We start from the raw sequence: 22,939 nt of genomic DNA on the forward strand, positions 1-22,939 counted from the left end.
GGTAATAGATACCAGCCTGCTGTGTTCATTAGGGGAATTTAATAACGCTGCATCGACCCGCTCAACCTTAGATTCGGACCTTTCGACCTGGCCGTAACAGGAAGGTTGGTATATTCTCCATCGTCACGTCCCTTTGCGTTTCTAATCAGCGCCATAAACCAGATCGCCTCCCAGGAAAGTCCGCCCCGTTTTTTGGCAAGCCGTCAGGATAGAATAACTGCCTGCCGCCGGATCGACTACCACATCGCCCTGATTTGTTACTGCTTCGATGAGACGTGCTTGCAGAAGAACTGGTTTGGAGTGGGGGTGGTCTCCACTCACTTTCTCCTCCCAGACATCGGGGATATCATGTACGGCCCATACGCCCTTGGCGCGAAGCGGTCGCTTCTGCACGACAAGCAGGTATTCGCACTGCCTGCGCGTTCGATATCCCATACCCATTTTCTGCTTGTTCCAGACGACCATATCAACAATTTTGAGGTTTGCTGGTAACCAGCTGGATACACCCTCGCAGAGGTGAAATTTGTCCACCCACAGGAATAAATGGCCGCTGGGGATGAGAATGCGACTTATTTCGGCAATGAACTCTTTTATTATATCTTCCTTCATCTGCGGAAGCATGGATCTTTGCATCCCTCTGCTGACACCTTCGTTGCCGTACGCAAGCTTGTCCAAAACACCCCGATACTGGGGGTCAAAAAAAACGCAGGGAACGGAATTATCATAGATGGCTCCCAGGAGGTCCCTACCGTCGCACTTATTACGATAGTTGTATTTAAACCTGCTGTCTGCCAAGCAGTTGCAGGCACCTTCAACAAGCCTTACATTCGAGAAGACTACCATCTGTATTTGCTCCCTCCCGTAGTTGGGACAAAGACCGCAAGGCAGTATCGGTCTTCTTCAAGCCAAATCGCCGGCTAACGTAAGGCTCGTTCACTGAACCTCTCCACCGCTAAAGCCGGGATTGGCACGGCATTCTTGCACCGTCGCACACTATTTATGGTAGCAAATTTTACGGGCGCTGCGAATACCCGGGGAAGAAAGTTTAGTGGGCATATGAACGAAGGCCGGTTGATAGCAATGAGTCTGCTACCAACCGGCCTTCTTTGTCAAAACGGTTATGAAGCAACAATACCTCTGTGCACAAATGTCGAGATATAGTATAATTTGGACATCTAGATCGATTCGATTTCGATCTAGATCGACACTTTAATCAATGAAAGGATGAAGGAGAACCTAAATGCTAAAGACGTTGCTGGACCTTTTTATAGGCTTTGGCCGGGCGACCTTGCTAGGCTATGGTGGCGGACCGGCCATTGTACCCCTTTATGAACACGAGGCGGTTGACGTATACCACTGGGTAACCCAGGAAGAGTTCGGCAAGGCGCTGGCTTTCAGCAACGCTCTTCCGGGACCCATTGCCACAAAGCTAACCATGTACATTGGTTACAAAGTAGCCGGCTGGATGGGTGCTGCTGTTGCTCTGATCGCCGTAACCATCCCTGTATTTATAATCTTGATTGGTTTCTTCGCCTTTCTGGAGAAATTCAAGGATAGCCCCTTCATCAAAGGCATGGTTGCCGGTATCCGACCTGTAGTTTTCGTAATGCTGGCCATGCTGGCTTGGGACTTTGCCAAATATGCCTTTGTGGCAAAAAGCACGGGCCCCTTTAACTGGCTCCCCTTTGGCATTGCAGCCGCTTATTTTTTCCTGGTCCATTATCTAAATTTGAGCCCCCTTTTAGGGGTAGTTGCTTCCTTGATTCTCGGCGGAATTTTCCTGCGATGAAGGAGAGATTTATAACTGCACCGGTCATCCATGGATAGCTTTCAGCTGGCCGTTATGACGGCCGCGCGGTATAATATCCTGCCGCTGACTTCCAGTTGCAATTTACGCTGCCTCTTCTGCAGCCACCGCCAGAATCCTCCGGGGGTGGAAACGCGGTACCTGCCTCCTCTAAAACCGGAGCAGGTTGACACCCTCCTGGACTTTCTGGACGGTAGCCGCAAAATAGTGATTGGCGAATCGGCCACCCGCCTTATCGAAGGGGAACCCATGACCCATCCCGATTTCCTTGCGATCCTGGCCAGAGTGCGGCGGCGTTTTCCTGCAACTGTCGTAGAAATTACTACGAATGGAACTTTTTTAACCCGAGAACTGGTCAGGATCCTGGTTGATCTGGGGCCCCTGGAAATAAACCTTTCTCTCAATAGCGCCAGCCCGGCAGGCCGGCTCAAGCTCATGGGTGACAAAAAACCAACTGCGGCCCTAGAGGCTCCTTTAACCTTAAAGCAAGCCGGCATTACCTACCACGGTAGCCTGGTGGCCCTTCCCTGGATTACCGGCTGGCCGGATGTCCGGGAGACAATCCTTTACCTGGCTCGTTCCGGTGCCAGGACCATTCGCATCTTTTTGCCCGGCTACACCCGGCTGGCGCCACCGGAGTTGCGTTTCCCAGAAAATTTACGGCAACAAATAGAAGCAGAATTGGAGGTTCTCCGTAAGCAAACGGACGTCCCTTTGCTGTTAGAACCACCATGCTTAGATAATCTAATGCCGGTAGTAGAGGGGGTTATCCCTGGTACCCCGGCTGACCGGGCCGGCCTCAAAAGGGGCGATATTATCCTGGCAGTTGACGGGCGAAAACCGCGTTCCCGGGTAGAAGCCTATCGCCTCATTGCCAAACCCGGAAAACGGCACTTAGTGGTCCAACGGCAAGAAAATACCGGTTCCGGTCCATATACCTCCTCTACCGGGTGTAATAAACAAAGGTGTTCCCTTAACTTGCTGGTGACAGAGGACGGGAGCGGCCTTACCTTTAGCTGGGATTTTGACCCTGCTATTCTTAAGGAAGTTGAGCAAGCCTGCCATCGTCACCATGCCCGGCGGGTGCTTGTTATGACCTCTGAACTGGCCGGTAACGTAATAAAGGAAGCTGTGGCCTGGCTACCCTGGGAGCTGGAGGTAATAACTACTCCTAGCCAATTTTTTGGCGGCACTATCGCCTGTGCCGGCTTATTAACCTTAGGGGATTTTAAGATAGCCTGGCAGGAGTGGTCTAATAAGAATGACAACCCCGTTGATCTTATTATCTTGCCTGCCATCGCTTTTGACTACCGGGGCTTCGATTTGACGGGTCAACATTACCTTGACCTGGTGGCTGCTACCGGTGTGCCGGTAGAGCTGGTAGGCAATTAGTTATAAAAAAGCCCCGCGGACAGCGGGGTTACCTTTAAACCCTAATTATCTCCAAAGAAGAGAAGGATCAAGATCAGGAACAGGATAAAGGCAAAACTTCCACCGGGGAAATTAAATCCCAGGCTACCATCCTGTGCGCTTTTCTTCGGTCCAAATAAGCTGCCGCCTTCTTCAGCCATTGGTTACACCTCCAAATACCTTGTAGTCTAATTTAGCTTATTCCGCAGGACCTCAAGATGTCACTCCCTATAGCCAGGATAGAAGGCCAGGATTATAATATAAAAAGTAACCCTTATTCGGGAGAGGAGGAAAATCCCTTTGTTTAAAGGGAACTGTGTCATAGCTCAGTCGGGTGGCCCTACGGCTGTGATCAATAACAGCCTGGCCGGAGCCATCGAAGCAGCTTATCGCAGTGAAGCCATCGGCGAAATTTATGGTGCCCGTAACGGCATCATGGGTATTTTAGCAGAGAATTTTATTGATTTACGCCGGGAAGATGCGTCTACCATTCAAGGCCTGCGTTTCACCCCTGGAGCAGCCCTGGGCTCCTGCCGGTATCAGTTAAAGAAGAAGAAAGACTATAATAAGCTCCTGGCTGTCTTCCGTAAATTTAATATCCGGTACTTTTTCTACATCGGCGGCAATGACTCTATGGATACAGCCCATAAAGTCAACCAGCTGGCGCAGGAAGAAGGGTATGAACTCCGGGTAATTGGCATCCCCAAAACCATCGACAACGACTTGCCCCTCACGGATCACTGTCCAGGTTATGGTAGCGCCGCCAAATACCTGGCTACCATTGTCCTGGAGATGGGGATCGACATTAAAAGCATCGTCACCTCTACCAAAGTAGCTATTGTAGAAGCCATGGGCCGCAATACCGGCTGGCTGGCGGCAGCTACGGCCCTGGCCCGGCGTGCACCAGGAGAAGCTCCCCATTTAATCTACCTGCCGGAGGTAGCCTTTGACCTTGAGACTTTTATGACCGATGTGGAAAAAGCCTACCGCCAATACGGCACGGTCCTGGTAGTTGTTTCCGAAGGCCTGGTTGACAAAAATGGGAACTATATATTTAATGACACCGCTACTGTAGATGTTTTCGGCCACCAGCGCCTGGGAGGAGTGGGTCAGTTCCTTCTTAATAAAATTGAAGCTGAACTGAAAATCAAAGGCCGCGTCATCCTCCCGGCCACCAGCCAGCGCAGTGCCATGCACCTGGCCTCCCGGACCGATGCCGAAGAAGCCTATAACGTAGGCCGCGTAGCTGTTGAGGAGGCTCTGCGGGGAGCCAGCGGCCATATGGTGGCCATCAAGCGCCTGAAAGGGGAAGAGTACCGGTGTACGTATGAACTGGTAAAACTGGATGAGGTGGCCAACCGGGAGAAAAAGGTGCCGAGGGCCTGGATAAATGAGGCAGGAAACGACGTCACTATGGACTTTATCAACTACGCCCGGCCTTTGATTCAGGGTGAAGTTAATATACCTTACCATAACGGACTGCCTGCTTATGTAAACCTGGCCCAATATCCAGTCTTTAGCAAGTAAAAAAATACTAAGTTGAGGAGGATACAAAAGTGACTGCCAGGAGGATCGCCCGCGGAGCCATTATTGCTGCTCTCTACGCGGTAGTAACGATTATACTCAAGCCCATTAGTTTCGGTTATCTTCAGGTACGGGTAGCCGAAGCTTTAACCCTTTTACCGATCCTTTACCCCGAAGCAATCCCGGGGCTCTTTCTCGGTTGCCTGATAAGCAATATTTACGGCGGCCTTGGCCCCATAGACATCGTCCTGGGCAGCCTGACCACCCTGGCAGCTGCCTGGTTGACCTATATCTGGCGGCAGAGCCGCCTCGCTTACCTACCGCCCATCATCTTGAATGGCCTCATAGTTGGGGCTTACCTGTCATATTTGCTACATGTTAATATTTACCTTGCCGTAACTACCGTCGCCTTAGGGGAAGCCATCGCCGTCCTGCTTCTCGGCATTCCCCTGGTAAAGCAGCTGCGGAAATTAAATCCACAATAACTTTAGGCCCCAAGTACAATAAAAAGCCGAGGTGATAACCTTTTTATGTTTACAGGATCTAAGGTTATTACCTTGCTGAATTTCGATGATACTTTAACCCGACAGGAAGAATTGCGGCGTTTTCCCTATGAATTAATCGATATGCGGGACATCAAGGGTACCAGGCTGTATTGCGGCCAGGAGGCCCTAGACCAGATCGCCGCCAGGCTGGGGAAGGGAAAGAGGGGCATTACCTTTATCGGTAGCGGGGATTTCCACTATGTATCTTATCTTCTCGCGGCGTCCATAGCCTGCCCCTTTACGTTAATCCTTTTTGATTACCATATCGACCTGTACCAGGCCCCCCAGGGGGTGGCTATTTCCTGCGGTTCCTGGCTCGCCAGGGCTCTGGAACTGCCAACTTTGCAAAAAGCCGTTATTATCGGCCCCCGGCCGGTAAGCCTGCAGGGCATTGCTCCCCATTACCTGGCCAAGTTGGTTTACCTCCCCGGCGCCCGGTTATCCATGATCCGTCAGGCATTAAAGAAAACCGCCGGGACTGTTTATATCAGCATCGATAAAGATGTGTTAAGCCCGCAGGAGGCAATCACCAACTGGGAACAGGGGTCAATGACCCTTGGGGAGCTTTTACCTGCCCTGCGGGAAATTACACGGCAGAAAAATGTGGCCGGGGCCGACGTCTGTGGCGAACCCTGCCTGCACCCCCTAGACTATTTGCGTCCTGCCGGCCAGGAAGCCATCCGCAAAAACGCCCGCGCCAATATTATGATCCTGCAGACCCTGTTGTCAGCCCACAGCTATAAAAAGGCGTCTTGAAAGGCCGGCCACTGTTGATATGCAACCCTGTAGCCTCAGGGGCCAGAGGTAATCCGGCTCCCTTTACTAAAAATTTAAGCGGGAGAATAGAGCCGCCCGCGACGAATAAAATAGCATCGAGGGCAGGTGGTAGAGGGGGGCAATTTAATGACGGCTAAAGCCGGCATAGTTTGGACCATCCTTTTAATACTGGCAGGCGTTTTAAGCCTCGCCTTTATCTTTTTCACCCTTTTTCCGGGTAAAGTGCCGGCTGCCGCCTGGCAGTATTTCACCCCGGCCGAGGTGGAAAGGGCGCGGCATTACCAGCAGACCATGCGCCTGGTAAGTATCCTGGCCTTCCTGGCCCAGATAACCTTCCTGGTTTGGCTGGTCGCCAGTACCCGGGCAGCCGCCTGGTCGGATGGAGCTTTACGCATCACCGGCGGGCGCTATTATCCGGCCCTGGTAATCTATTTCGTCCTTATCTGGTTACTGGTGAAGGCAGTCGCTTTACCCTTTAATTTTTACAGCAGCTTTATCGTCCAGCACCAGTGGGGGTTCTCTACCCAAACCCTGACTTCCTGGTGGCTGGATTACCTCAAGGGTGGCGTCCTCGATCTAATCCTTTCCGGAACCGGGGTGCTCCTCCTTTTCTGGGCTACCGGGCGCTGGCCCCATACCTGGTGGGCCGCCGCCGGCCTCTTCCTGTCCGGCTGGCTCTTTATCTCAGCCTTCCTCTGGCCGCTTCTGGTCGCCCCGCTTTTTAACCGTTTCCAGCCCATCCCAGAAGGTCCGGTTAAAACTATGGTGACACAACTGGCCGGCCGCGCTGGGTTGAAAGTTAAGGAAGTGTTAGTAATGGATGCCAGCAGCCGGACCACCAAGGCCAATGCCTATTTCACCGGCCTGGGAACTACCAAACGCATTGTTCTTTATGATACCTTGCTGGCCGATTATCCCCTTGATGAAGTAGAAGCCGTAATCGCCCACGAAATGGCCCACTGGCAGCGCGGCCATATTCTCCGGGGATTGCTGTGGGGTATCCTGGCTAATTTCTTGCTTCTGGGATTGTTATATGCTGTCCTGAAACTAACCTTTACCTACGAAATAGCCCGGCCGGGGCCATACCCTCCCCACCTCCTGGTTGCCATGCTCCTTTTCCTCCAGCTGATGTCCTTTTTGGGCCAACCGGTGCCGAACGCCATCTCCCGCCGTTATGAAACCGAAGCCGACCGGGTGGCCCTGGAGCTTACCGGTAATCCCGGGGCCATGATCAGGTTGCAGGTGGACCTGGCCCGGAAGAACCTGGGCGACATAGCCCCGCCGCCCTTTATCGCATGGCTCACCGCATCTCACCCCTCACCTCTGGAAAGAATCCAGAATGCAGAAAGGTGGAGGGCAACACGATAATCCATGTTACTCCCGCGGGCAGTAAAAGCCGCAGGCCTGCATTTCCGGCCGGACCTTCGCCACAGCCTTGACCAGGGCTTCTTTGCCGGCCAGCCAGATAAAGTCCCGGGCCTGGAGTTCCCCCGGCACCCGGCGTTCCCCGGAAAGATAAAGATCCAGGGTGGCCAGGCAGGCCGGCTTATTTTCCTCCCGGCCCAGGATCAGGGCATAGTAGCGACAGCCCCGGCAGGTAGCCGTGGCCCGATCTTTGAGCCCCGGCAGCATCAACCGGTGGCCTTCATACAAAGCATTAGCCCCGCGCATAGAGGACACCTGCCTGAGTTAGGGATGCCGCCCGGTAGATGACCCTTTCCCCGTAGCGGTTCTTCAACCGATCGCAGGCCCGGTCCAGGCGGGCCTGTTTTTCCACCCGGCCAAAAAGGTCTTCCTGGCGTGCCGCTGACGGTACCAGCCCGGCCAGGTTCACTCCCACCAGCCGCACCGGCCTGCCGGGCGGCCAGTGGCGGTGGAGGAGCTGCCGGGCCGCGGCGTAAATATCGGCAGCCGTATCGGTATAATAGGGCAGAGTGTAAGACCGCCCTACCCAGTTAAACTCGGCGTCTTTAAGGCTGATGCTCACCGTGCGGCCCAGGTAATTTCCCAGGCGCGCCCGCCGGGCCACCAGCTCGGAAAGCTCCAGTAAAACCACCTCAATATCTTCGTGGCTGTAGTAATCCCGGGGGAGGGTGATCTGGTGGCCGACGGATTTGACTCTATCCAGGGAGTGGGGGTCCACCGGGCTGTAGTCGATGCCGTGAGCGCACTGGTGTAAAACCTGCCCCACGACACCGAAGCGCCTGACCAGTACCTCGACGGGAAAACGGGCCAGGTCGCCGATGGTATAGATGCCGAGCTTGGCCAGATGCTCCTCCATCCGGGGACCTACGCCGAAAAGCTCCTTCACCGGCAGGGGCCACATCTTTTTAGGAACGTCCGGATAATCGAGGACCGTCAGGCCGTCGGGCTTCTGCATCTCGGCCGCCATCTTGGCCAATAGCTTTGTAGGCCCCAGGCCGACGCTGGTGGTGATGCCCACCTCGTTTTTAATCCTTTCCTTCAGCCGCCGGGCGATGGTTAAAGGTGAGCCGTAAAGTTCCCAGCAGCCCCGCACATCCAGCCAGGCTTCGTCAATGGAAAAAGGTTCGACCAGGGGAGTAAAGTCCCGCATGATGCGCAAAATACGGGTGGAAAATTCGATGTACAGGTCATGGTGGGGAGGGATGAAAATGCCATCCGGGCAAAGACTCTTTGCCTCCCGGACGGTCATCCCGGTTTTAATACCGTAACCCCTTTTGGCTTCATAGCTGGCCGCCAGGACGATGCCGTGGCGAGTGCTTTCCCGGCCGGCGACGATGACCGGCCGCCCGTGTAAACTTGGGTCAAGGGCCTGGTGAACGGAGGCGAAGAAGCTGTTGGCGTCACAGAGGAGGATGGTGCAGGAGGAAGACACTTAAGCTCACCGCCGGAACAAACGTTTGGGTATATTATAACTCCGGCGTCGGGGAGAAAGCAAGGGGAAAAGAACAGATGTGCGATGGAAATTTCTGCTGGCAGGGGATACATATAGGACTCTGCCCGTTAAGCGAAGCGCCTTAAAAGGCCGATCACTTTCCCCAGGATGGTCACTTCGCGGGCTTTTATGGGCTGAATTTGGCTGTTGGCCGGCACCAGTTCAACATGGTCTTCGTAGTGGTAGAAATATTTGACGGTGGCTTTCTCGCCCAGCAGAGCAACGACGATATCACCGTTTTCGGCGACAGTTGTGGTTGGGCCTGGTTCAACGATTTCGATGGCCCGGGAGCGAGTTGGGTCCCGGCGGATGTAGCCCTTTTTCTCTAGGCGGCTTAAATGGCCGTGGACGGTAGAAGTGGAGCGCAAACCAGTGGCTCGGGACGCAATAGAGGATCATACTGAGACTCGTTCGGGCTAAAGTTGGAAAACATAAAGCCTGGTAAAGGGCCCCGGTGGTAACTACCGGGGCCTGCACCCGCAGGTCACTTTAGCGGTCTTCTCCTGAAGCAGTATTAAAAGTTGCGACACCGGCGTTATGTTGCCCCTCAATTTTCCCGGTGATAAGGCTCAAAACAACAGTGCTGATCACGGCCATTACCACGGCGGCATAGGTTTCCGTAAAGGCGGGATGGACGGGGAAATGGCCATATTTGGCCTTATAAAAGACCCAGAAGAATCCCGCCATGGCGGTGATAACCATCGCATAGACGGCTCCTTGGGGCGAGGTTTTGCGCCAGTAGATGGCAAACAGGAGGATGACAAAGAGGGAACCCCGGATGGTATAGGCGAAATAAACCATATCCAGGATGCGAGTACTGCCGTACATTAAGAGGGCCAGGAGCAGGCAGGCGATCCCGGCAGCACCGGTGCTTATCCGGGAAACCAGTAATAACTGCTTTTCATCGGCCTCCGGGTACCAGAGGCGCTGGTAGAGGTCTTTCGCAAACATCGTCCCGGCAGCCAGGATAATCGGCGCTACAGTCGAGAGGATAGCCGCCATTATAGAGGCCAGAACAATGCCGCCGACTGCCGGGTTCAAGTGCATCATTAGGGTGGGTAAAGCCAGCTTGGCATTGGCAAGCTCCGGGAAACGTACTTTAGCGGCCATGCCCAGTAGGGCGGTGAGAATACCGAAGGGGGCGACGACAAAAGCGGTAATAAAGGCCCCTTTTTGCGCTACCCGGACGTCCTTTGCCGCCAGGATGGGCTGGATGCCGGCCTGGGCGGTGCAGGCGCCGAGGACGGATGCGATAATCCAGGAAGAGATATGAGACCAGCCTATGCCGGTCCAGCTAAAGTAAGGCTGGGCGGGCAGGTGACTTTTGAGGGAGGCCAATCCACCGATGTCGGCCAAGACAAAGATCACGGCCAGGACGGCGCCACCGTACATGGCGATCAGGTGTACTAGATTGGTATAACCGATGGCCGTCATCCCCCCAGCCAGGGTGTAGGCGATAAAACCGATTCCCAGGATGACAACAGCTGTCTCGTAACTGATGCCCAGGACCGAGACGCCCATGGTGCCGGCGGCGATGACCTGAGCAGTACCGACGGCGATCATGACGAAGATAAGTAAAACGCTGGTAACGACGCGGGCGTTTACACCGAGAAATTTTTCCACAATTCCCGGTATGGTTACAGTATCCAGGCTACGGTATAATTTAGCAAAGAATAAAGCCAGGACAATGACGCCGATACCGTTAGCTATGGTATACCAGGCCCCGGAAAGGCCGGCAATAAAACCGTATTCCGAGATACCGGTAGTCGAAGTGCCGCCAAGCCACTCACCGACCCCGACGACGACCACCATCAGGACACCCAGGCCGGCCCCGTGGAAGGATCTGGCGCTGCTGGTCTTTTTCCGGGCATAGAGGCCGATAGCGATGGTCAGGGCAAAATAGGCTAGGATAATTAGTAATTGCAAGGACATAGGGTTGTTGCCCTCCTGTAATAGTGTATAAACAAGGCCCGAGATAGGGACTCAATTATGACAATTACGAAATTACTCCGCTTCCGTTCCTCTAATTAACAGGACGTTCCCCAGATTTATGAGTGCCGGGAGGCATATATATGCCTCCCGGGTCAAGAATAGCGATGAGTTAATCCACCGGCACTTCGATATCAAGAAGGGGTGCATACTGCTGGCAGCCAAATACATCGGAATCTCCCGGACTACCACTGGGCCGCTGCCGGTAGATGGTGAACTTGATGGCATAAGCCGGGTCAAATTCAACGAAATCAGCGATTCTTTCCGGGCTGATAGCATAAAGTTTGCAGATGGTTTCCGGGGTCAGGACCCCGCTTTTTTTGACCAGCTCGTAGCTTTCCTTTTCCCGGAAAATGATATCAAAGGTAATTTTATCGGTACCGGCATTTTTGCTGCGGATGGTTTTGGCCAGGTTGATCAGTTTTACGGTAGCCATTGATATTACCTCCTTACTTTCCTGCTTCCGTCAGGTAGGTGGGGAACAATTCTAACGGGTCATCCAGGGCGACGGTGTGGTTTATGGTCCATATATAGGCGGGTGACGCCGGCAGCACTTCGTCGACGACAAAGGCGACGCCGCCGGCAGTGCCTTTAACCTCCGGCAGGCGGGCATAAAACATCTGTCGGGTGCCGATCATGGCGACTTCCTCAGCCATGGCTTTTGTAGGGGCGACACCCTCGACGACGACGCAGAGTTCATGGGAGCGAATCTCTTTCACCGGTTCCAGGTCACCCATGACTCCGTTCCTGCCAAAAACATGGTAATGAAGTTCATAATCCGTATCGCCGAAACGCTCCCGGGCCTGGGCCTTCGCCCACTCAATGACCTTGTCGATGTTCTGGATGGTATAGGGGTCGCGGATCCCGGCAATGCCGATATAGCGCTCGCCCACCTTACCGGAACCCTCCAGTTTCACCCGCCATTCTTTTGAAGGAATAAACTTAGGCCCGGTAATGCGGCAGGTCTTCTCGTCATACTGCTCATAGCGGCAGTTGCTCATATCCAGCATACCACCCAGGACGTACTCGTAATAGGGATTGGATCTTTCATACATGGCGTGACCGGCCACCGAGGCCACGGTGCAGCGCTGGTCCGGGTGCATGGCCGTGACCAGGACTTCCGTTTCGGTAATGGTGCCGATGACCGTCTCCTTACCACCGTAGGGTTCAGCACAGAAAGAGGCACACTCCAGGACTTTACCCAAGTAGTAGGCCAGGTCCTCCGGGAAACCGGCGCGGATGGCCGGGGCGGCAAAAATAACACAGTCGCTGGAGCGGCCGCCGATGATGACGTCGGCACCCATATCCAGGAGTTTAATGTAGGGGTGGACGCCAGCCACAGCGACGATGCGATCAGTCTTTTCCAGCTCTTCCCTGGTCAGGTCGGGGCGGCCGTCCAGGCCCTTGATGGCTTCGCCCTTTTCCATTTTGCGGGCCAGGTAGTCCTTGCTTACTTCGGAGTAGAAGTAACCGATTTTAAATTTGGAAAGGTTATGTTTCTCGGCCAGTTCCTTAATAATGTTGACGTAGAGGTCGACACGGCTGTTGGCACCAGTGTCGCCGGCGGAACCGATGATCATCGGTACACCCAGCTTGCGGGCGGCGAGCAACATGTGCTCCAGGTCGTGTTTTTGCCATTCTAGCGGGCTGGTGGATGTATCAGCGCCCAGGGGCCCGGGGCCGATGTCATCGCTACCAGAGTCAGCTAGGATGAAATCGGGCTTCGTTGCAACTCCCCGGTAAAAACTATCCGTCTTGATGGGGGCAAATCCCAGGTGACCGTTGGGGCAGAGAAAACGCAGCGGTTTCCTTTCCATAACTCTTCCCTCCAGGATGTTATTACGTGTTATAACGAATTAATTTCTCTATTCTACACGGATGTCGTTTTTTCCTTCTGGTTAAAATAAAAAATTAAATTTTAGAGGGATAGGTTTAAAGGGCCGTTCATAAATCATCGTTGATATTGATCTTAACGCCGGATTGTGCTAGTCTTGTTATGACAACAATGTTGCAAGCTTGGAGGACCTAACTATGCCGGAAAATATATTTCCATTAGAACCCGGGGAATGGGAAATATCACCGGAAAAATCCAAACCACTTTATCAACAATTAAAAGAGGTCCTGGCAGGTCAAATTAAAAACGGCATCCTCAAGGCGGATGATCGCCTGCCTTCGGAAAAGGAACTCTGCGCCATGTATAATGTCAGCCGGATTACGGTGCGCCAGGCCCTGGCGGAACTCACCAGGGAAGGGCTTATTTATCGCAGTCACGGTAAAGGCACCTTTGTCGCCCGACCCCGCATCCAGCAGGAACTGGTAAGGGTGACCCCTTTTGAGGAAACCCTGCGTAGCAAAGGACTGGAACCTTCCACTAAATATTTAGGCGCCAGCTTTTTACCGGCCGACTACCACCTCGCCACTGTGTTGGCAATTCCCATTTCCACCGATGTGATGCGGATGGAACTCCTGGGCCTAGGAAACAATGAACCCATGGTATATTACCGTTCCTACTTCGCCAGCGAGCTGGGGCAAAAATTATGCGATCTGGCCCGCGAACTTTCCCAGCAAAGGGTTGCTTTTTCTACTTTTGATTTGTATGAAAAAGCAGGAATACCTGCGCCTGCCATGCTGACCCAATCCTTTGAGGCCATTGCCGCCAGTAGGGAACAGGCCAGAATATTGGGCGTTAAACAGGGGGAACCTCTGCTCCTGGTAACTTCCCTGGTTTATACGGCCGAAGGCCGCCCGGTAGAATACAAGCAGGCCGCCTACCGGGGCGACAAATATAGCTTTTATATAACCCGGCCGGTTAACCCGGGAAAAAGGTTATAACTGGTATTGACAATTGGGGCGATAATGGTATAATATCATTGTAAATAAAAGATTGGGCAACGAAGCCTGATTCTGGCAAAGAAGCCCCCGGAGTGCTACGAGCACCCCGGGGGCTTTATCTTTGTATATGACGTATTTCTCTGTTTCGGGATTATAAAAAAATTAAATAAAAGTTTTAAAACCAGCAGGAAAATCGAGTGGCGTATCGTATAGTTATAACAAGTTATAACAAAAAATGAAAGGGGGATATAACAATTAGATGCGTTCCACTCGTGTCGGTATTACTACCGGATGGGAGCAGGGCAATGTTGTCCCGGGCTGGTCCCTCATCTACACAGTCAAGGCCTGTGTAGAAGCGGTGGAGAAGGCTGGTGGCATTCCTTTATTGCTACCGGTAGTCAAAGACCCCGAAATTCGCCGGGAGACTTTAAACAACATTGATGCCCTTATAGCCGCTGGCGAGGTCCTCAGTGTCAAGCGCAATGTTTTAAACGGGGACCAGGCTAAAGATTTAGAAAGCCAGAACCCTCTACGCTTTGCCAATGAAAGGGACTACCTGCTGGGTGCCTTGGAAAGGAACATGCCTATCCTTGGCATCTGCCGCGGGCACCAGGTTCTAAATGTTGTTTGCGGCGGGACCATGTACCTGGATGATATCCACATGCGGCCGGAGAATAGCGGCGTTGTCCACCAGCAGGGTAGCAGGCCGCCGGCAGAAACTATTCACAAAGTAGAGATGGATGGTATCCTGGCCCGTCTTACCGGGAAGAGAGAGGCTATGGTCAACAGTTTTCACCGCCAGGCAGTCATGGAACCGCCGCCGAGATTTGCAGTTGTCGCCCGGGCGCCGGACGGCATAGTTGAAGCCATGGCTAGCCTTGAGCACGACTTTGTTTTAGGGGTGCAATTTCACCCGGAGGTTTTACAGGAGTCGTTCTGGTTGGAACTCTTTAGAGAGCTGGTTAATGCAGGTGCCAGGTAGACTCAAACAGGAAAGACGGATTAAATAATTTAAATAATCAAAAGTGGAATTTAACCTAAAGGAGGTTATTATAAGTGCCAGTCCAAACGGTTGGGCCTTTCCCCATCCAGGTATTCTGGTTAATTGAGCTGCTTATAGTTATCGCCTTGGTCTTTATAGCCTTCAAACGGCCTATTTATGAGGCCATGGCCATTGCTTTTGCCTTCACTATTGTCATGACAGGACGTTACGATCTCTTCTGGCCGGGCCTCTTGGCCCCTACCACAAGCGGCCTCTTTTATATTATCGTAGGCTTTCTGGTCTTTGCCTATATTTTAGGTCAAACCAGAGTAGTAGAAAAGTTAATTAACATTATTTTAGCGTTCATTGGCGGTCTACCAGGCGGTGCCGGTTATGTCTCCCTTTTTGGCAGTTGCGCCCTGGCCACCATGACCGGTACCGGACCGGGCAACGTCGCGGCTACCGGTGTTTTTACCATCCCGGCCATGATCCGGAGCGGTTTTCCCCGCCACCTGGCAGCAACAGTGGAAATGGCGGCCAGCATGCTGGGTAACCAGGTCGGCCCCGGTTTAAATCTGGTAGCTTTTGCCATACTCTCGACTTTATACCCCGATAAATATTCCCTTTCTACTTTCTGGCTGGGGCTATATATTGTTTTCGGCTGGTTGATTTTACAACGCTGGCTCACCCTGCTGGCCTTTTGCAAATATTACAAGGTACAGCCCGTACCTAAAGAGGAGCGGCCCAACCTGGCCCAGGCCCTTAAAGAAGGCTGGAGCGCCCTGCTAATTCCGGTTTTTATTCTGGGTCCGATTATTATCGATTCAGTTTTTAAGACTACCCTTATAGCCCGCTATGGTCCTGATGGAGCCAAGGCCTTTTCCGCTTCGGTGCTCCTGATGGCGGCAGGGTTCTGTACCTTCTACGCCATTATTGTCGGACGCAAGGAGATTCCCGGTGGCTTTAACCTGAATAGCGTTTTCGCCATGTTCCGGGATAGCTTAAAAGGGGTGGTGCCGGTTTCGGCTACTATTTACCTTGCCTATGCCATTGCCCTGGTGTTCCAGAAAGTAGAAATGAGCGAAGCAATTAAGACCTGGTTCTTGAGTTTCGGCCTGGGTAAAGCAGGCTGGGCCTTACTGATAGTCGTCTTTACCGCTTTCCTGGGGATGGTTTTACCCGGATCTTCCCAGGTAGCCATCCTGGGTTCAGCCATTATCTCTACTGGTGCGGCGGTAGGCCTCGATCCTTTCCTGGTAGCCATCGTTATGCCGGCCATTACCGGCGTAATGGAAGGTATGACCCCGCCCCTGGCCCTGGCCATGTATACGGCTATGGGGATTGCCCGGTCCAAGTTCTGGGAGACGGCTAAACTGACTTACGTCTGGGTATTTGCTCACCTTATAGTCACCTTCTTACTCCTTATCGGAGTCTTACCGATATTTATAAAATAAGCATCTGGCTGGGGGTATTGAAATGAAAAAAGTATTGGTAGACCTGTTTAACAACCTTTTTGGCATCTTTGTTTTGATTGCCGTCCTCATTGGTGCGCTGGTGGCTTTCATATTTGGTGCGGGATTTCTCATCGGCGGTCCGGCGGCCACCCAGATGGCCATGATTGGTAAAAAATCCCTCGATTACGCTATAAAAATAGCTGCTGTCGGCGTACTATTCGGGTTATTTAGCTTCTACACCAGGGGAAGTCATGAGCTAACCATAAGTAATGATCATCAAGAAAGCGAAACCAGAGAGGTAACATAGAGCAGACGCAATAAAAGAAGGCACGGTATCTACTTTCCGGGTAACATGGGGCATCGACCCTGGTTACCCGGGCCAGGTCGCCGATGGTATGGATGCCGAGCTTGGCCAGATGCGCCTCCATCCGGGGCGCCTACGCCGAAAAGCTTCTTCACCCGCAGGGGCCACATCTTTTTAGGAACGTCCGGCTAATCGAGGACCGTCAGGCCGGCGGGCTTCTGCATCTCGGCCGCCATCTTGGCCAGTAGCTTGATAGGCCCCAGGCCGACGCTGGTGATAATGCCCATCATCGCCCTGTTTGCCAAAATAATAAGGGAGATGTTAGCGGCTCCTGGCCCTGCGTGTCGCCGGTTTGGTTCAGGTTCCCTAACCCCATCTTTTAAAACTTTAGCAGGATTTTAACTGTAACAGGTCGAATTATAATTATACTTCGTATATCCTCAGCAATATGGACTGAGGGTCTCTACCAGGCAACCGCAAATTGCCCGGCTACGAAGTTAGTCCTTCGTTGCTGTGCATCGGTTGCCTTATTCTTTATAACCGACGCGAGGAGTGATTCGTATTGGCAGTTGTCGGTACTTCCCCGCCCAGGGTAGATGCCCGGGCTAAGGTCACCGGCCAGGCCATCTACCCGGCTGATCTTAATTTTCCGGGGATGATTTACGGCCAGGCCGTCCGCAGCCCCTACGCCCATGCCCGGATAGTCAATATTGATACCTCGGACGCCCTGCAGGTCCCGGGGGTCCTCTGCGTCCTGACCGCCCGGGACATCCCCGGCCATAACGGCCATGGCGTCGTCTACCAGGACATGCCCGTCCTGGCCCGGGACGAGGTGCGTTCGGTGAATGACGTCGTCGCCCTGGTAGGTGCTACCACCCCGGCCGCCGCCAGGACTGGGGCGGCTAAAGTAAAGATAACCTACGAAGAACTGCCGGCCCTTTTAGATCCTGTGGCGGCCATGCAACCGGGGGCGCCTCGGGTCCATCCCGACCGGGACAATATTATTTACCACCTACCTATCCGTAAAGGAAATATCGAAGCAGGCTTTGCCGCAGCCGATGTTGTGGTGGAAAATACCTATCGTACCCAGCTTCTGGACCACGCCTTCCTCCAGCCAGAGGCTGCCGTGGCCCGGGTGGATGAACGCGGCCACCTGGTAATTTACGTAGCCACCCAGTATGTCCACTGGGACCGGGTGGAAGTAGCCAGGGTGCTGGGCTGGAACCAGGACCGCATACGCATCGTGGCCCCGGCCGTGGGCGGTGCCTTCGGCGGCCGGGAAGATATGACCCTGCAGACCCTGGTGGCGCTGCTGGCCGTGCATACCCGGCGGCCGGCGAAAATGGTCCTTACCCGGGAAGAATCCTTCCTGGCCCATAGCAAGCGCCACCCCATGATCATGCGCTATAAGACCGGTGCCACCAGGGATGGAAAGTTAACGGCCCTGGAAGCGGAAATCATCGGCGACAGCGGCGCCTATTCTTCCTGGGCCCCTAACGTTCTGCGAAAAGCTGCCATCCATGCCACCGGTCCTTATGTCATCCCCAACGTTAAGATTGATGCCTACGCGGTCTATACCAATAATCCTTTTACCGGCGCCATGCGCGGGTTCGGCGCCACCCAGCCGCCCCTGGCTTATGAAAGCCAGATGGACGAGCTGGCCAGCCGCCTGGGGATCCATCCTTTTACCATCCGCTGGCTCAATGCCTTCCGGCAGGGGGATGTAACCGCCACGGGCCAGGTTCTGGAAAGCAGCGTCGGCCTGACGGAGACTATGCTGCAAGCGGCCCGGGCCGCCGGCTGGTCGCTGGCAGAGTTAATACCGGGAGGGATGCAGGATGAGTAAAAAACGCGGTATTGGTATGGCCTGCTTTTTCTACGGTACCGGCTACGGTAATGGTTTTCCCGATGTCGCAACGGCCACGGTAGAAATCCACGATGACGGTACGGCCACCGTGCGCAGCGGCGCTGTGGACTGCGGCCAGGGTTCTACTACCATCCTGGCGCAAATTGCCGCCGAGGAGCTGGGGGTACCCTATGAATGGATAACGGTAATCACCGCCGACACCGATACCACCCCCGATGCCGGCACGACGGCGGCCACCCGCCAGACCTATGCCTCCGGCAATGCCGTGCAAATGGCCTGCCGCCAGGCCCGGGAAGTCCTTTTTGAATACACCCGGACCCTCTTAGGGGTTAATACCATTGCCGGCCTGGCAGCCAGGGAGGGAATAATTTACGTCAAGGGTTACCCCAAGAAACAAATATCCTACCCCGAGGCAGCCGCCCGGGCCCGCCTGGCTGGCTACCGCCTGGTGGGGCAGGGAACCTTCGTCACCCATACCACGGCCGTTGACCGGGAGACCGGCCAGGGGGCACCATACTGGCCTTACGCCTTCGGTACCCAGATTGCAGAGGTGGAAGTGGATACGGAAACAGGGGAAGTGCGGGTTTTAAAGCTCATAGCCGCCCATGACGTGGGCCGGGCCGTAAACCGCCTCGGGGTAGAGGGCCAGATTGAAGGCGGTGTCGCCCAGGGCCTGGGTATGGCCCTACTGGAAAAGGTTCACCTGCAGCAGGGCCGGATCGTTAATAATTCCTTTTCTACCTATCTCATTCCTACTGCCCTGGATATACCCGAGATTCAGCCCCTGATTGTGGAAACCCATGAGCCCACCGGCCCCTACGGCGCCAAAGGAGTTGGTGAACCCGCTACCATCCCCACCGTACCGGCCATTATCAATGCTATTTACAATGCCGTGGGAGTTCGCATTACTGAATTGCCGGTTACACCGGAGAAAATCCTGGCCGCCCTGCGGGAAAAAGAAGGAGAGAAGAAATGAGTATTTTAATCAAGAACGGTACCCTGGTTACCATGAACCCCCGGAGGGAAGTTTTCCAGGGGGATATCTATATTGAAGACGACCACATCGCCGCCATCGGCAATACACCGGCCACTGCCGACCGGATTATCGACGCCACGGGCCAGCTGGTCATCCCCGGCCTCATCCAGCCCCATATTCACCTCTGCCAGTCCCTCTTCCGCGGTCGCGCCGACGACCTGGAACTCCTGGACTGGCTGCGCCTGCGCATCTGGCCCCTGGAAGGTGCCCACGACCCCGAGTCCCTTTATTACTCCGCCCTGCTGGGCATCGGTGAACTTTTCTTAAGCGGAACCACCACCATCGTCGACATGGAGACCGTCCATCATACCGATGCGGCCATTGAAGCTATTGCCAAAAGCGGCATCCGGGCCATTACCGGCAAAGTAATGATGGACTTTGGCGAGGACGTTCCGGACAGCCTTAAAGAAACAACGGCGGCCTCCCTTAAAGAAAGCGTCGACCTGCTGGAGAAGTGGCACGGCCACGCCAATGGCCGCATCCAGTACGCCTTTACGCCCCGTTTTGTCGTCTCTTGCACCGAAGAATTATTATTAGAAGTCCGGGACCTCGCCCGCCATTACGGCGTTAAAATCCACACCCATGCTTCAGAAAACCGGGGTGAATGCGCCCTGGTGGAAAAACTCCACAACCGGCGCAACGTCATTTACCTTGACGATCTCGGCCTCACCGGTCCCGACCTCATCCTGGTCCACTGTATCTGGCTCAGTGAAGAGGAGAAGGATATCCTGGCCCGCACCGGTACGAAAGTGGTCCACTGTCCTTCGTCTAACTTAAAGATGGCTTCCGGTATCTGCCCGGTACCGGATCTCCTGAGCCGGGGTACTGTGATTTCCCTGGCCGCCGACGGCGCGCCGTGCAATAACAACCTGGACGCCTTTATGGAAATGCGGCTGGCAGCGTTGATCCAGAAACCCCTCCATGGGCCCACCGCTATGCCGGCGCCTGTGGTCTTTGAAATGGCCACCCTGGGCGGGGCCCGGGCCGTGGGCATGGAAAAGGAAATCGGCAGCCTGGAAGTAGGGAAGAAAGCCGACCTGGCCTTGGTTTCCCTGGCAGGCCTCCATACCCAGCCGCAGGACGGCGTCGACGTCTACACCCAGCTGGTCTACCAGGCCAGAGGCTCGGATGTCACCCTGACCATGGTCGACGGCAAAATTGTCATGGAGGAAAGGCAATTGAAGACCATTGATGCCGGTGAAGTCCGGAAAAAGGCCAGTGAAGCCATCCTGCGTGTCGCCCGGCGAGCCGGGCTGGCATAACAACTCCTGGCAAAAAATCATCAGGAATAAGGACTTACCAAGCTACGTTAAAACCCCTGGACATCATATCCAGGTTATGCTAGAATAACATTAAAGTGAATATGTTCTAGGCAAATACGGGAAGTCAGTGCAAATCTGACACGGTCCCGCCACTGTGAGGGGGAGCGAGGCACCATCAAGCCACTGGGTAATACCTGGGAAGGCGGTGCCGGAGCAGTGATCCCGAGTCAGGATACCGGTTGCCTGGAAACCTTTACCCCTACGCCGGATAGGGGGTGGTTGGCCAAAACCATGGCAAGCATACCCTCTGCTTGTGTAGGAGCAGAGGGTTTTAAATTGCATACAGTATGGGTGCGCGGTCTCGAGAAGACCGGGCTTAAATTCAGCCGCCGGCAGGGGAGAGGTTGGGCAAATCACCGCCTGGAAGCGGGAACTTGCCGCAACCGATGATGCCAGGCCAACAGGCTAGCCTGTTCTGAGGCCACCAGGGTCTCAACCCGGGGAGGTGGTTTAGTTAGGCATGCCTGTTTTAGCGGCGCCACCGGTTTCCCCGGCAAAACAGCCGGGGATTTTTAGTTTCTACAGGGAGGACGGCGCGTTTTGATTTTAGTGGTAGGGAGTACCGGCGAGGGAAGGCAGTTAATCCGTAACCTGCGGCAGGAAGGCTACGAGGTTGCCACCTGGACTGACAGCACCTATGGCGAACAGCTGGCCCGGCAGGATGGGGCGACGTTAATTTTAACAGATCCCTTAACGGAAAGTAATCTAGCCGCCCTGAAGGTTGGCCGGGCGTTGGAAGCAGTAATAGACGCCACCCTTCCTTACCCCAACCAGCTATCCAGGACCCTGGAAGCCTGGTGCCGGCAACACTGCTTACCTTACCTGCGTTTTTTACGACCAGAAACAAAGTTGCCGGACGACCGCCTCATTTACCAGGTGGCAACCTGGGAAGAAGCCGCCCGTACTGCCGCCGGGCTGGGGGAGACTATCTTTTTAACTACCGGTACCAATAACCTGGAAGTGTTCGTCAAAAACCCCCTGCTTAAAGGTAAACGCATTGTGGTCAGGGTATTACCGGAGCACCGGGTAATTAAAAAATGCCAGGACCTTGGCTTGACACCCCGCGACATTATCGCCATGCAAGGGCCTTTTTCCAAAGAAATAAATAAAGCCATGTTTAAAGCCTATAGGGCCGGTGTTATCGTCACCCGGGACGCCGGTCCGGCCGGCGGTACCGGGTCCAAAATTGCCGCCGCCCTGGCGCTGAAGATCCCGGTAGTAGTAATCAAGCGGCCTTCCATCCAGTACCTTTATCCAGTTTACACAGTTGCCGAAGCCATCGCCCTGTTGAAAAAAATAGCAACGGCATTTCCAAGTTCAATTCCAGAGGGAGGTATATAGCGTGTTCCGCCGTATAACCATACTGGGTATGTATATCGTGCTGGCCATGGCCGTCCTGCCCCAGCCGGCCTATGCCATGCACATCGCCGAGGGCTTCCTGCCCTTCAACTGGGCCGCCTTCTGGTTTGTCGTCGTCCTACCCTTCTGGTTCTGGGGCCTGCGGTCCATCCAGCAGACCGTTAAAAGCAACCCCGGGCTGAAAATGCTCCTGGGCCTGGCAGGCGCCTATGCCTTTGTCCTGTCGGCCTTGAAAATCCCGTCAGTAACCGGTAGCTGTTCCCATCCCACCGGCGTGGGACTGGGCGCCATCCTCTTTGGCCCCTCTGCCATGAGCATCCTGGGAGGTATTGTCCTCCTCTTCCAGGCCCTCCTGCTGGCCCACGGCGGCTTGAGCACCCTGGGTGCCAACACCTTTTCCATGGCCGTCGTCGGACCCTTTGTGTCCTACGGCCTTTACCGCCTGGTACGGAGGCTCAATGGCTCAATGCCCGTAGCCGTCTTCCTGGCCGCCACCCTGGGGGACCTGATGACCTATATCACCACTTCCCTGCAGCTGGCCCTGGCCTTCCCGGCCCAGCCCGGCGGGGTGCTGGCGTCCATGCTGAAATTCATGGGCATTTTTGCCGTTACCCAGATACCCCTGGCCATTAGCGAAGGTATCTTAACTGTCATCGTCTTTAACTTGCTGGCCACTTATAATAAAAACGAATTGCTAGAGCTGTCTATTTTAGATGATAATAAGGCCTTGGTGGTGGGAGGCCGCAACCAGCAGCATATCCGGTAAAAAGGGTTAAAACGGACTTATTAACTATTGTAACTGACATCCAGTTCA

22 protein-coding genes, 1 pseudogene and 2 riboswitches are annotated in these 22,939 nt (G+C 54.2%); of the genes and pseudogenes, 15 read left to right on the forward strand and 8 right to left on the reverse strand.

Annotated features, from left to right (window positions below):
* Positions 1–141: 141 nt before the first annotated feature.
* Positions 142–843: a DNA methyltransferase gene (locus tag FLZ89_RS13245; RefSeq protein ID WP_141305144.1), complete on the reverse strand. Its 702-nt coding sequence runs from the start codon at positions 841–843 to the stop codon at positions 142–144.
* Positions 844–1,240: 397 nt separating this feature from the next.
* Between FLZ89_RS13245 and FLZ89_RS13250 the strand changes: the two genes are divergently transcribed.
* Both FLZ89_RS13250 and FLZ89_RS13255 read left to right on the forward strand, forming a co-directional pair.
* Entirely contained in the window at positions 1,241–1,789 is a 549-nt protein-coding gene (locus FLZ89_RS13250; protein ID WP_141264704.1) for a chromate transporter, read from the forward strand.
* 30 nt (positions 1,790–1,819) lie between these two features.
* Positions 1,820–3,199 carry a DUF512 domain-containing protein gene (locus FLZ89_RS13255; protein ID WP_141264703.1) on the forward strand — a complete coding sequence of 460 codons (1,380 nt, stop codon included), beginning with the start codon at positions 1,820–1,822 and terminating at the stop codon, positions 3,197–3,199.
* Between the two features lie 41 nt (positions 3,200–3,240).
* Here the strand turns inward: FLZ89_RS13255 and FLZ89_RS15760 are convergent, their stop codons facing one another.
* Positions 3,241–3,378, reverse strand: a complete 138-nt coding sequence (locus FLZ89_RS15760) for a hypothetical protein (protein WP_172613622.1) — start codon at positions 3,376–3,378, stop codon at positions 3,241–3,243.
* Positions 3,379–3,517: 139 nt separating this feature from the next.
* Between FLZ89_RS15760 and FLZ89_RS13260 the strand changes: the two genes are divergently transcribed.
* The 4 genes from FLZ89_RS13260 to FLZ89_RS13275 all read left to right on the forward strand — a co-directional run bounded on the left by FLZ89_RS13260 (position 3,518) and on the right by FLZ89_RS13275 (position 7,431).
* Positions 3,518–4,744 carry a 6-phosphofructokinase gene (locus FLZ89_RS13260; protein ID WP_141305145.1) on the forward strand — a complete coding sequence of 409 codons (1,227 nt, stop codon included), beginning with the start codon at positions 3,518–3,520 and terminating at the stop codon, positions 4,742–4,744.
* A 29-nt stretch (positions 4,745–4,773) separates the two neighbouring features.
* Entirely contained in the window at positions 4,774–5,226 is a 453-nt protein-coding gene (locus FLZ89_RS13265) for a QueT transporter family protein (protein WP_141264701.1), read from the forward strand.
* A gap of 45 nt (positions 5,227–5,271) precedes the next feature.
* Positions 5,272–6,042 carry an arginase family protein gene (locus tag FLZ89_RS13270; RefSeq protein ID WP_141305146.1) on the forward strand — a complete coding sequence of 257 codons (771 nt, stop codon included), beginning with the start codon at positions 5,272–5,274 and terminating at the stop codon, positions 6,040–6,042.
* Between the two features lie 147 nt (positions 6,043–6,189).
* The gene (locus FLZ89_RS13275) at positions 6,190–7,431 is read left to right on the forward strand and encodes a M48 family metallopeptidase (protein ID WP_141305147.1); all 1,242 of its coding nucleotides are present in this window, start codon (positions 6,190–6,192) and stop codon (positions 7,429–7,431) included.
* A 6-nt stretch (positions 7,432–7,437) separates the two neighbouring features.
* On the opposite strand, the gene FLZ89_RS13280 is transcribed toward FLZ89_RS13275, so the two are convergent.
* The 6 genes and pseudogenes from FLZ89_RS13280 to FLZ89_RS13305 form a co-directional block, all read right to left on the reverse strand.
* Positions 7,438–7,734, reverse strand: a complete 297-nt coding sequence (locus FLZ89_RS13280; protein ID WP_141305148.1) for a hypothetical protein — start codon at positions 7,732–7,734, stop codon at positions 7,438–7,440.
* Positions 7,721–8,920 (reverse strand): DNA polymerase IV, encoded by a 1,200-nt coding sequence (dinB, locus tag FLZ89_RS13285; RefSeq protein ID WP_141305149.1) that lies wholly within the window; start codon positions 8,918–8,920, stop codon positions 7,721–7,723. The genes FLZ89_RS13280 and dinB overlap by 14 nt, the downstream gene beginning before the upstream one ends.
* 128 nt (positions 8,921–9,048) lie before the next feature.
* A pseudogene (locus FLZ89_RS13290) lies at positions 9,049–9,357 on the reverse strand (LexA family protein); the annotation flags it as partial.
* A gap of 112 nt (positions 9,358–9,469) precedes the next feature.
* Positions 9,470–10,912, reverse strand: a complete 1,443-nt coding sequence (locus FLZ89_RS13295; RefSeq protein WP_141305151.1) for a sodium:solute symporter family protein — start codon at positions 10,910–10,912, stop codon at positions 9,470–9,472.
* 169 nt (positions 10,913–11,081) lie between these two features.
* Positions 11,082–11,405 carry a DUF4387 domain-containing protein gene (locus FLZ89_RS13300; RefSeq protein ID WP_071554468.1) on the reverse strand — a complete coding sequence of 108 codons (324 nt, stop codon included), beginning with the start codon at positions 11,403–11,405 and terminating at the stop codon, positions 11,082–11,084.
* Between the two features lie 13 nt (positions 11,406–11,418).
* On the reverse strand, positions 11,419–12,786 hold the full coding sequence (locus FLZ89_RS13305) for an acyclic terpene utilization AtuA family protein (protein ID WP_141264694.1): 1,368 nt from the start codon (positions 12,784–12,786) through the stop codon (positions 11,419–11,421).
* A 214-nt stretch (positions 12,787–13,000) separates the two neighbouring features.
* Here FLZ89_RS13305 and FLZ89_RS13310 point away from each other — a divergent pair, with 214 nt between their 5' ends.
* From FLZ89_RS13310 to FLZ89_RS13355, 9 genes are all read left to right on the forward strand, one after another.
* Positions 13,001–13,801, forward strand: coding sequence for a GntR family transcriptional regulator (locus tag FLZ89_RS13310; protein WP_141264693.1), 801 nt, complete (start codon positions 13,001–13,003; stop codon positions 13,799–13,801).
* Between the two features lie 259 nt (positions 13,802–14,060).
* Positions 14,061–14,783, forward strand: coding sequence for a gamma-glutamyl-gamma-aminobutyrate hydrolase family protein (locus FLZ89_RS13315; protein ID WP_141264692.1), 723 nt, complete (start codon positions 14,061–14,063; stop codon positions 14,781–14,783).
* Between the two features lie 74 nt (positions 14,784–14,857).
* Positions 14,858–16,237 (forward strand): TRAP transporter large permease subunit, encoded by a 1,380-nt coding sequence (locus FLZ89_RS13320; protein ID WP_141264691.1) that lies wholly within the window; start codon positions 14,858–14,860, stop codon positions 16,235–16,237.
* 22 nt (positions 16,238–16,259) lie between these two features.
* Positions 16,260–16,544, forward strand: coding sequence for a hypothetical protein (locus FLZ89_RS13325; RefSeq protein WP_141264690.1), 285 nt, complete (start codon positions 16,260–16,262; stop codon positions 16,542–16,544).
* Positions 16,545–16,951: 407 nt separating this feature from the next.
* Positions 16,952–17,053, forward strand: a riboswitch (purine riboswitch).
* A 50-nt stretch (positions 17,054–17,103) separates the two neighbouring features.
* Positions 17,104–18,387, forward strand: a complete 1,284-nt coding sequence (locus tag FLZ89_RS13335) for a xanthine dehydrogenase family protein molybdopterin-binding subunit (protein WP_141305152.1) — start codon at positions 17,104–17,106, stop codon at positions 18,385–18,387.
* Positions 18,380–19,384: a xanthine dehydrogenase family protein molybdopterin-binding subunit gene (locus tag FLZ89_RS13340; protein WP_141305153.1), complete on the forward strand. Its 1,005-nt coding sequence runs from the start codon at positions 18,380–18,382 to the stop codon at positions 19,382–19,384. Before FLZ89_RS13335 ends, FLZ89_RS13340 begins: the two co-directional genes overlap by 8 nt.
* Positions 19,381–20,706 (forward strand): 5'-deoxyadenosine deaminase, encoded by a 1,326-nt coding sequence (locus tag FLZ89_RS13345; protein WP_141305154.1) that lies wholly within the window; start codon positions 19,381–19,383, stop codon positions 20,704–20,706. The genes FLZ89_RS13340 and FLZ89_RS13345 overlap by 4 nt, the downstream gene beginning before the upstream one ends.
* Positions 20,707–20,763: 57 nt before the next feature.
* A riboswitch (cobalamin riboswitch) is annotated at positions 20,764–20,964 on the forward strand.
* A 351-nt stretch (positions 20,965–21,315) separates the two neighbouring features.
* A complete protein-coding gene (gene cobK, locus FLZ89_RS13350) occupies positions 21,316–22,107 on the forward strand; it encodes a precorrin-6A reductase (protein WP_253256563.1) in 792 nt (263 codons plus the stop codon).
* A 28-nt stretch (positions 22,108–22,135) separates the two neighbouring features.
* Positions 22,136–22,891 (forward strand): energy-coupling factor ABC transporter permease, encoded by a 756-nt coding sequence (locus tag FLZ89_RS13355; protein ID WP_172613733.1) that lies wholly within the window; start codon positions 22,136–22,138, stop codon positions 22,889–22,891.
* Positions 22,892–22,939: the final 48 nt, after the last annotated feature.

The organism is Moorella sp. E306M (genome assembly GCF_006538385.1).
In the GTDB taxonomy this organism is placed as follows: Bacteria; Bacillota; DSM-521; order Neomoorellales; family Neomoorellaceae; genus Neomoorella.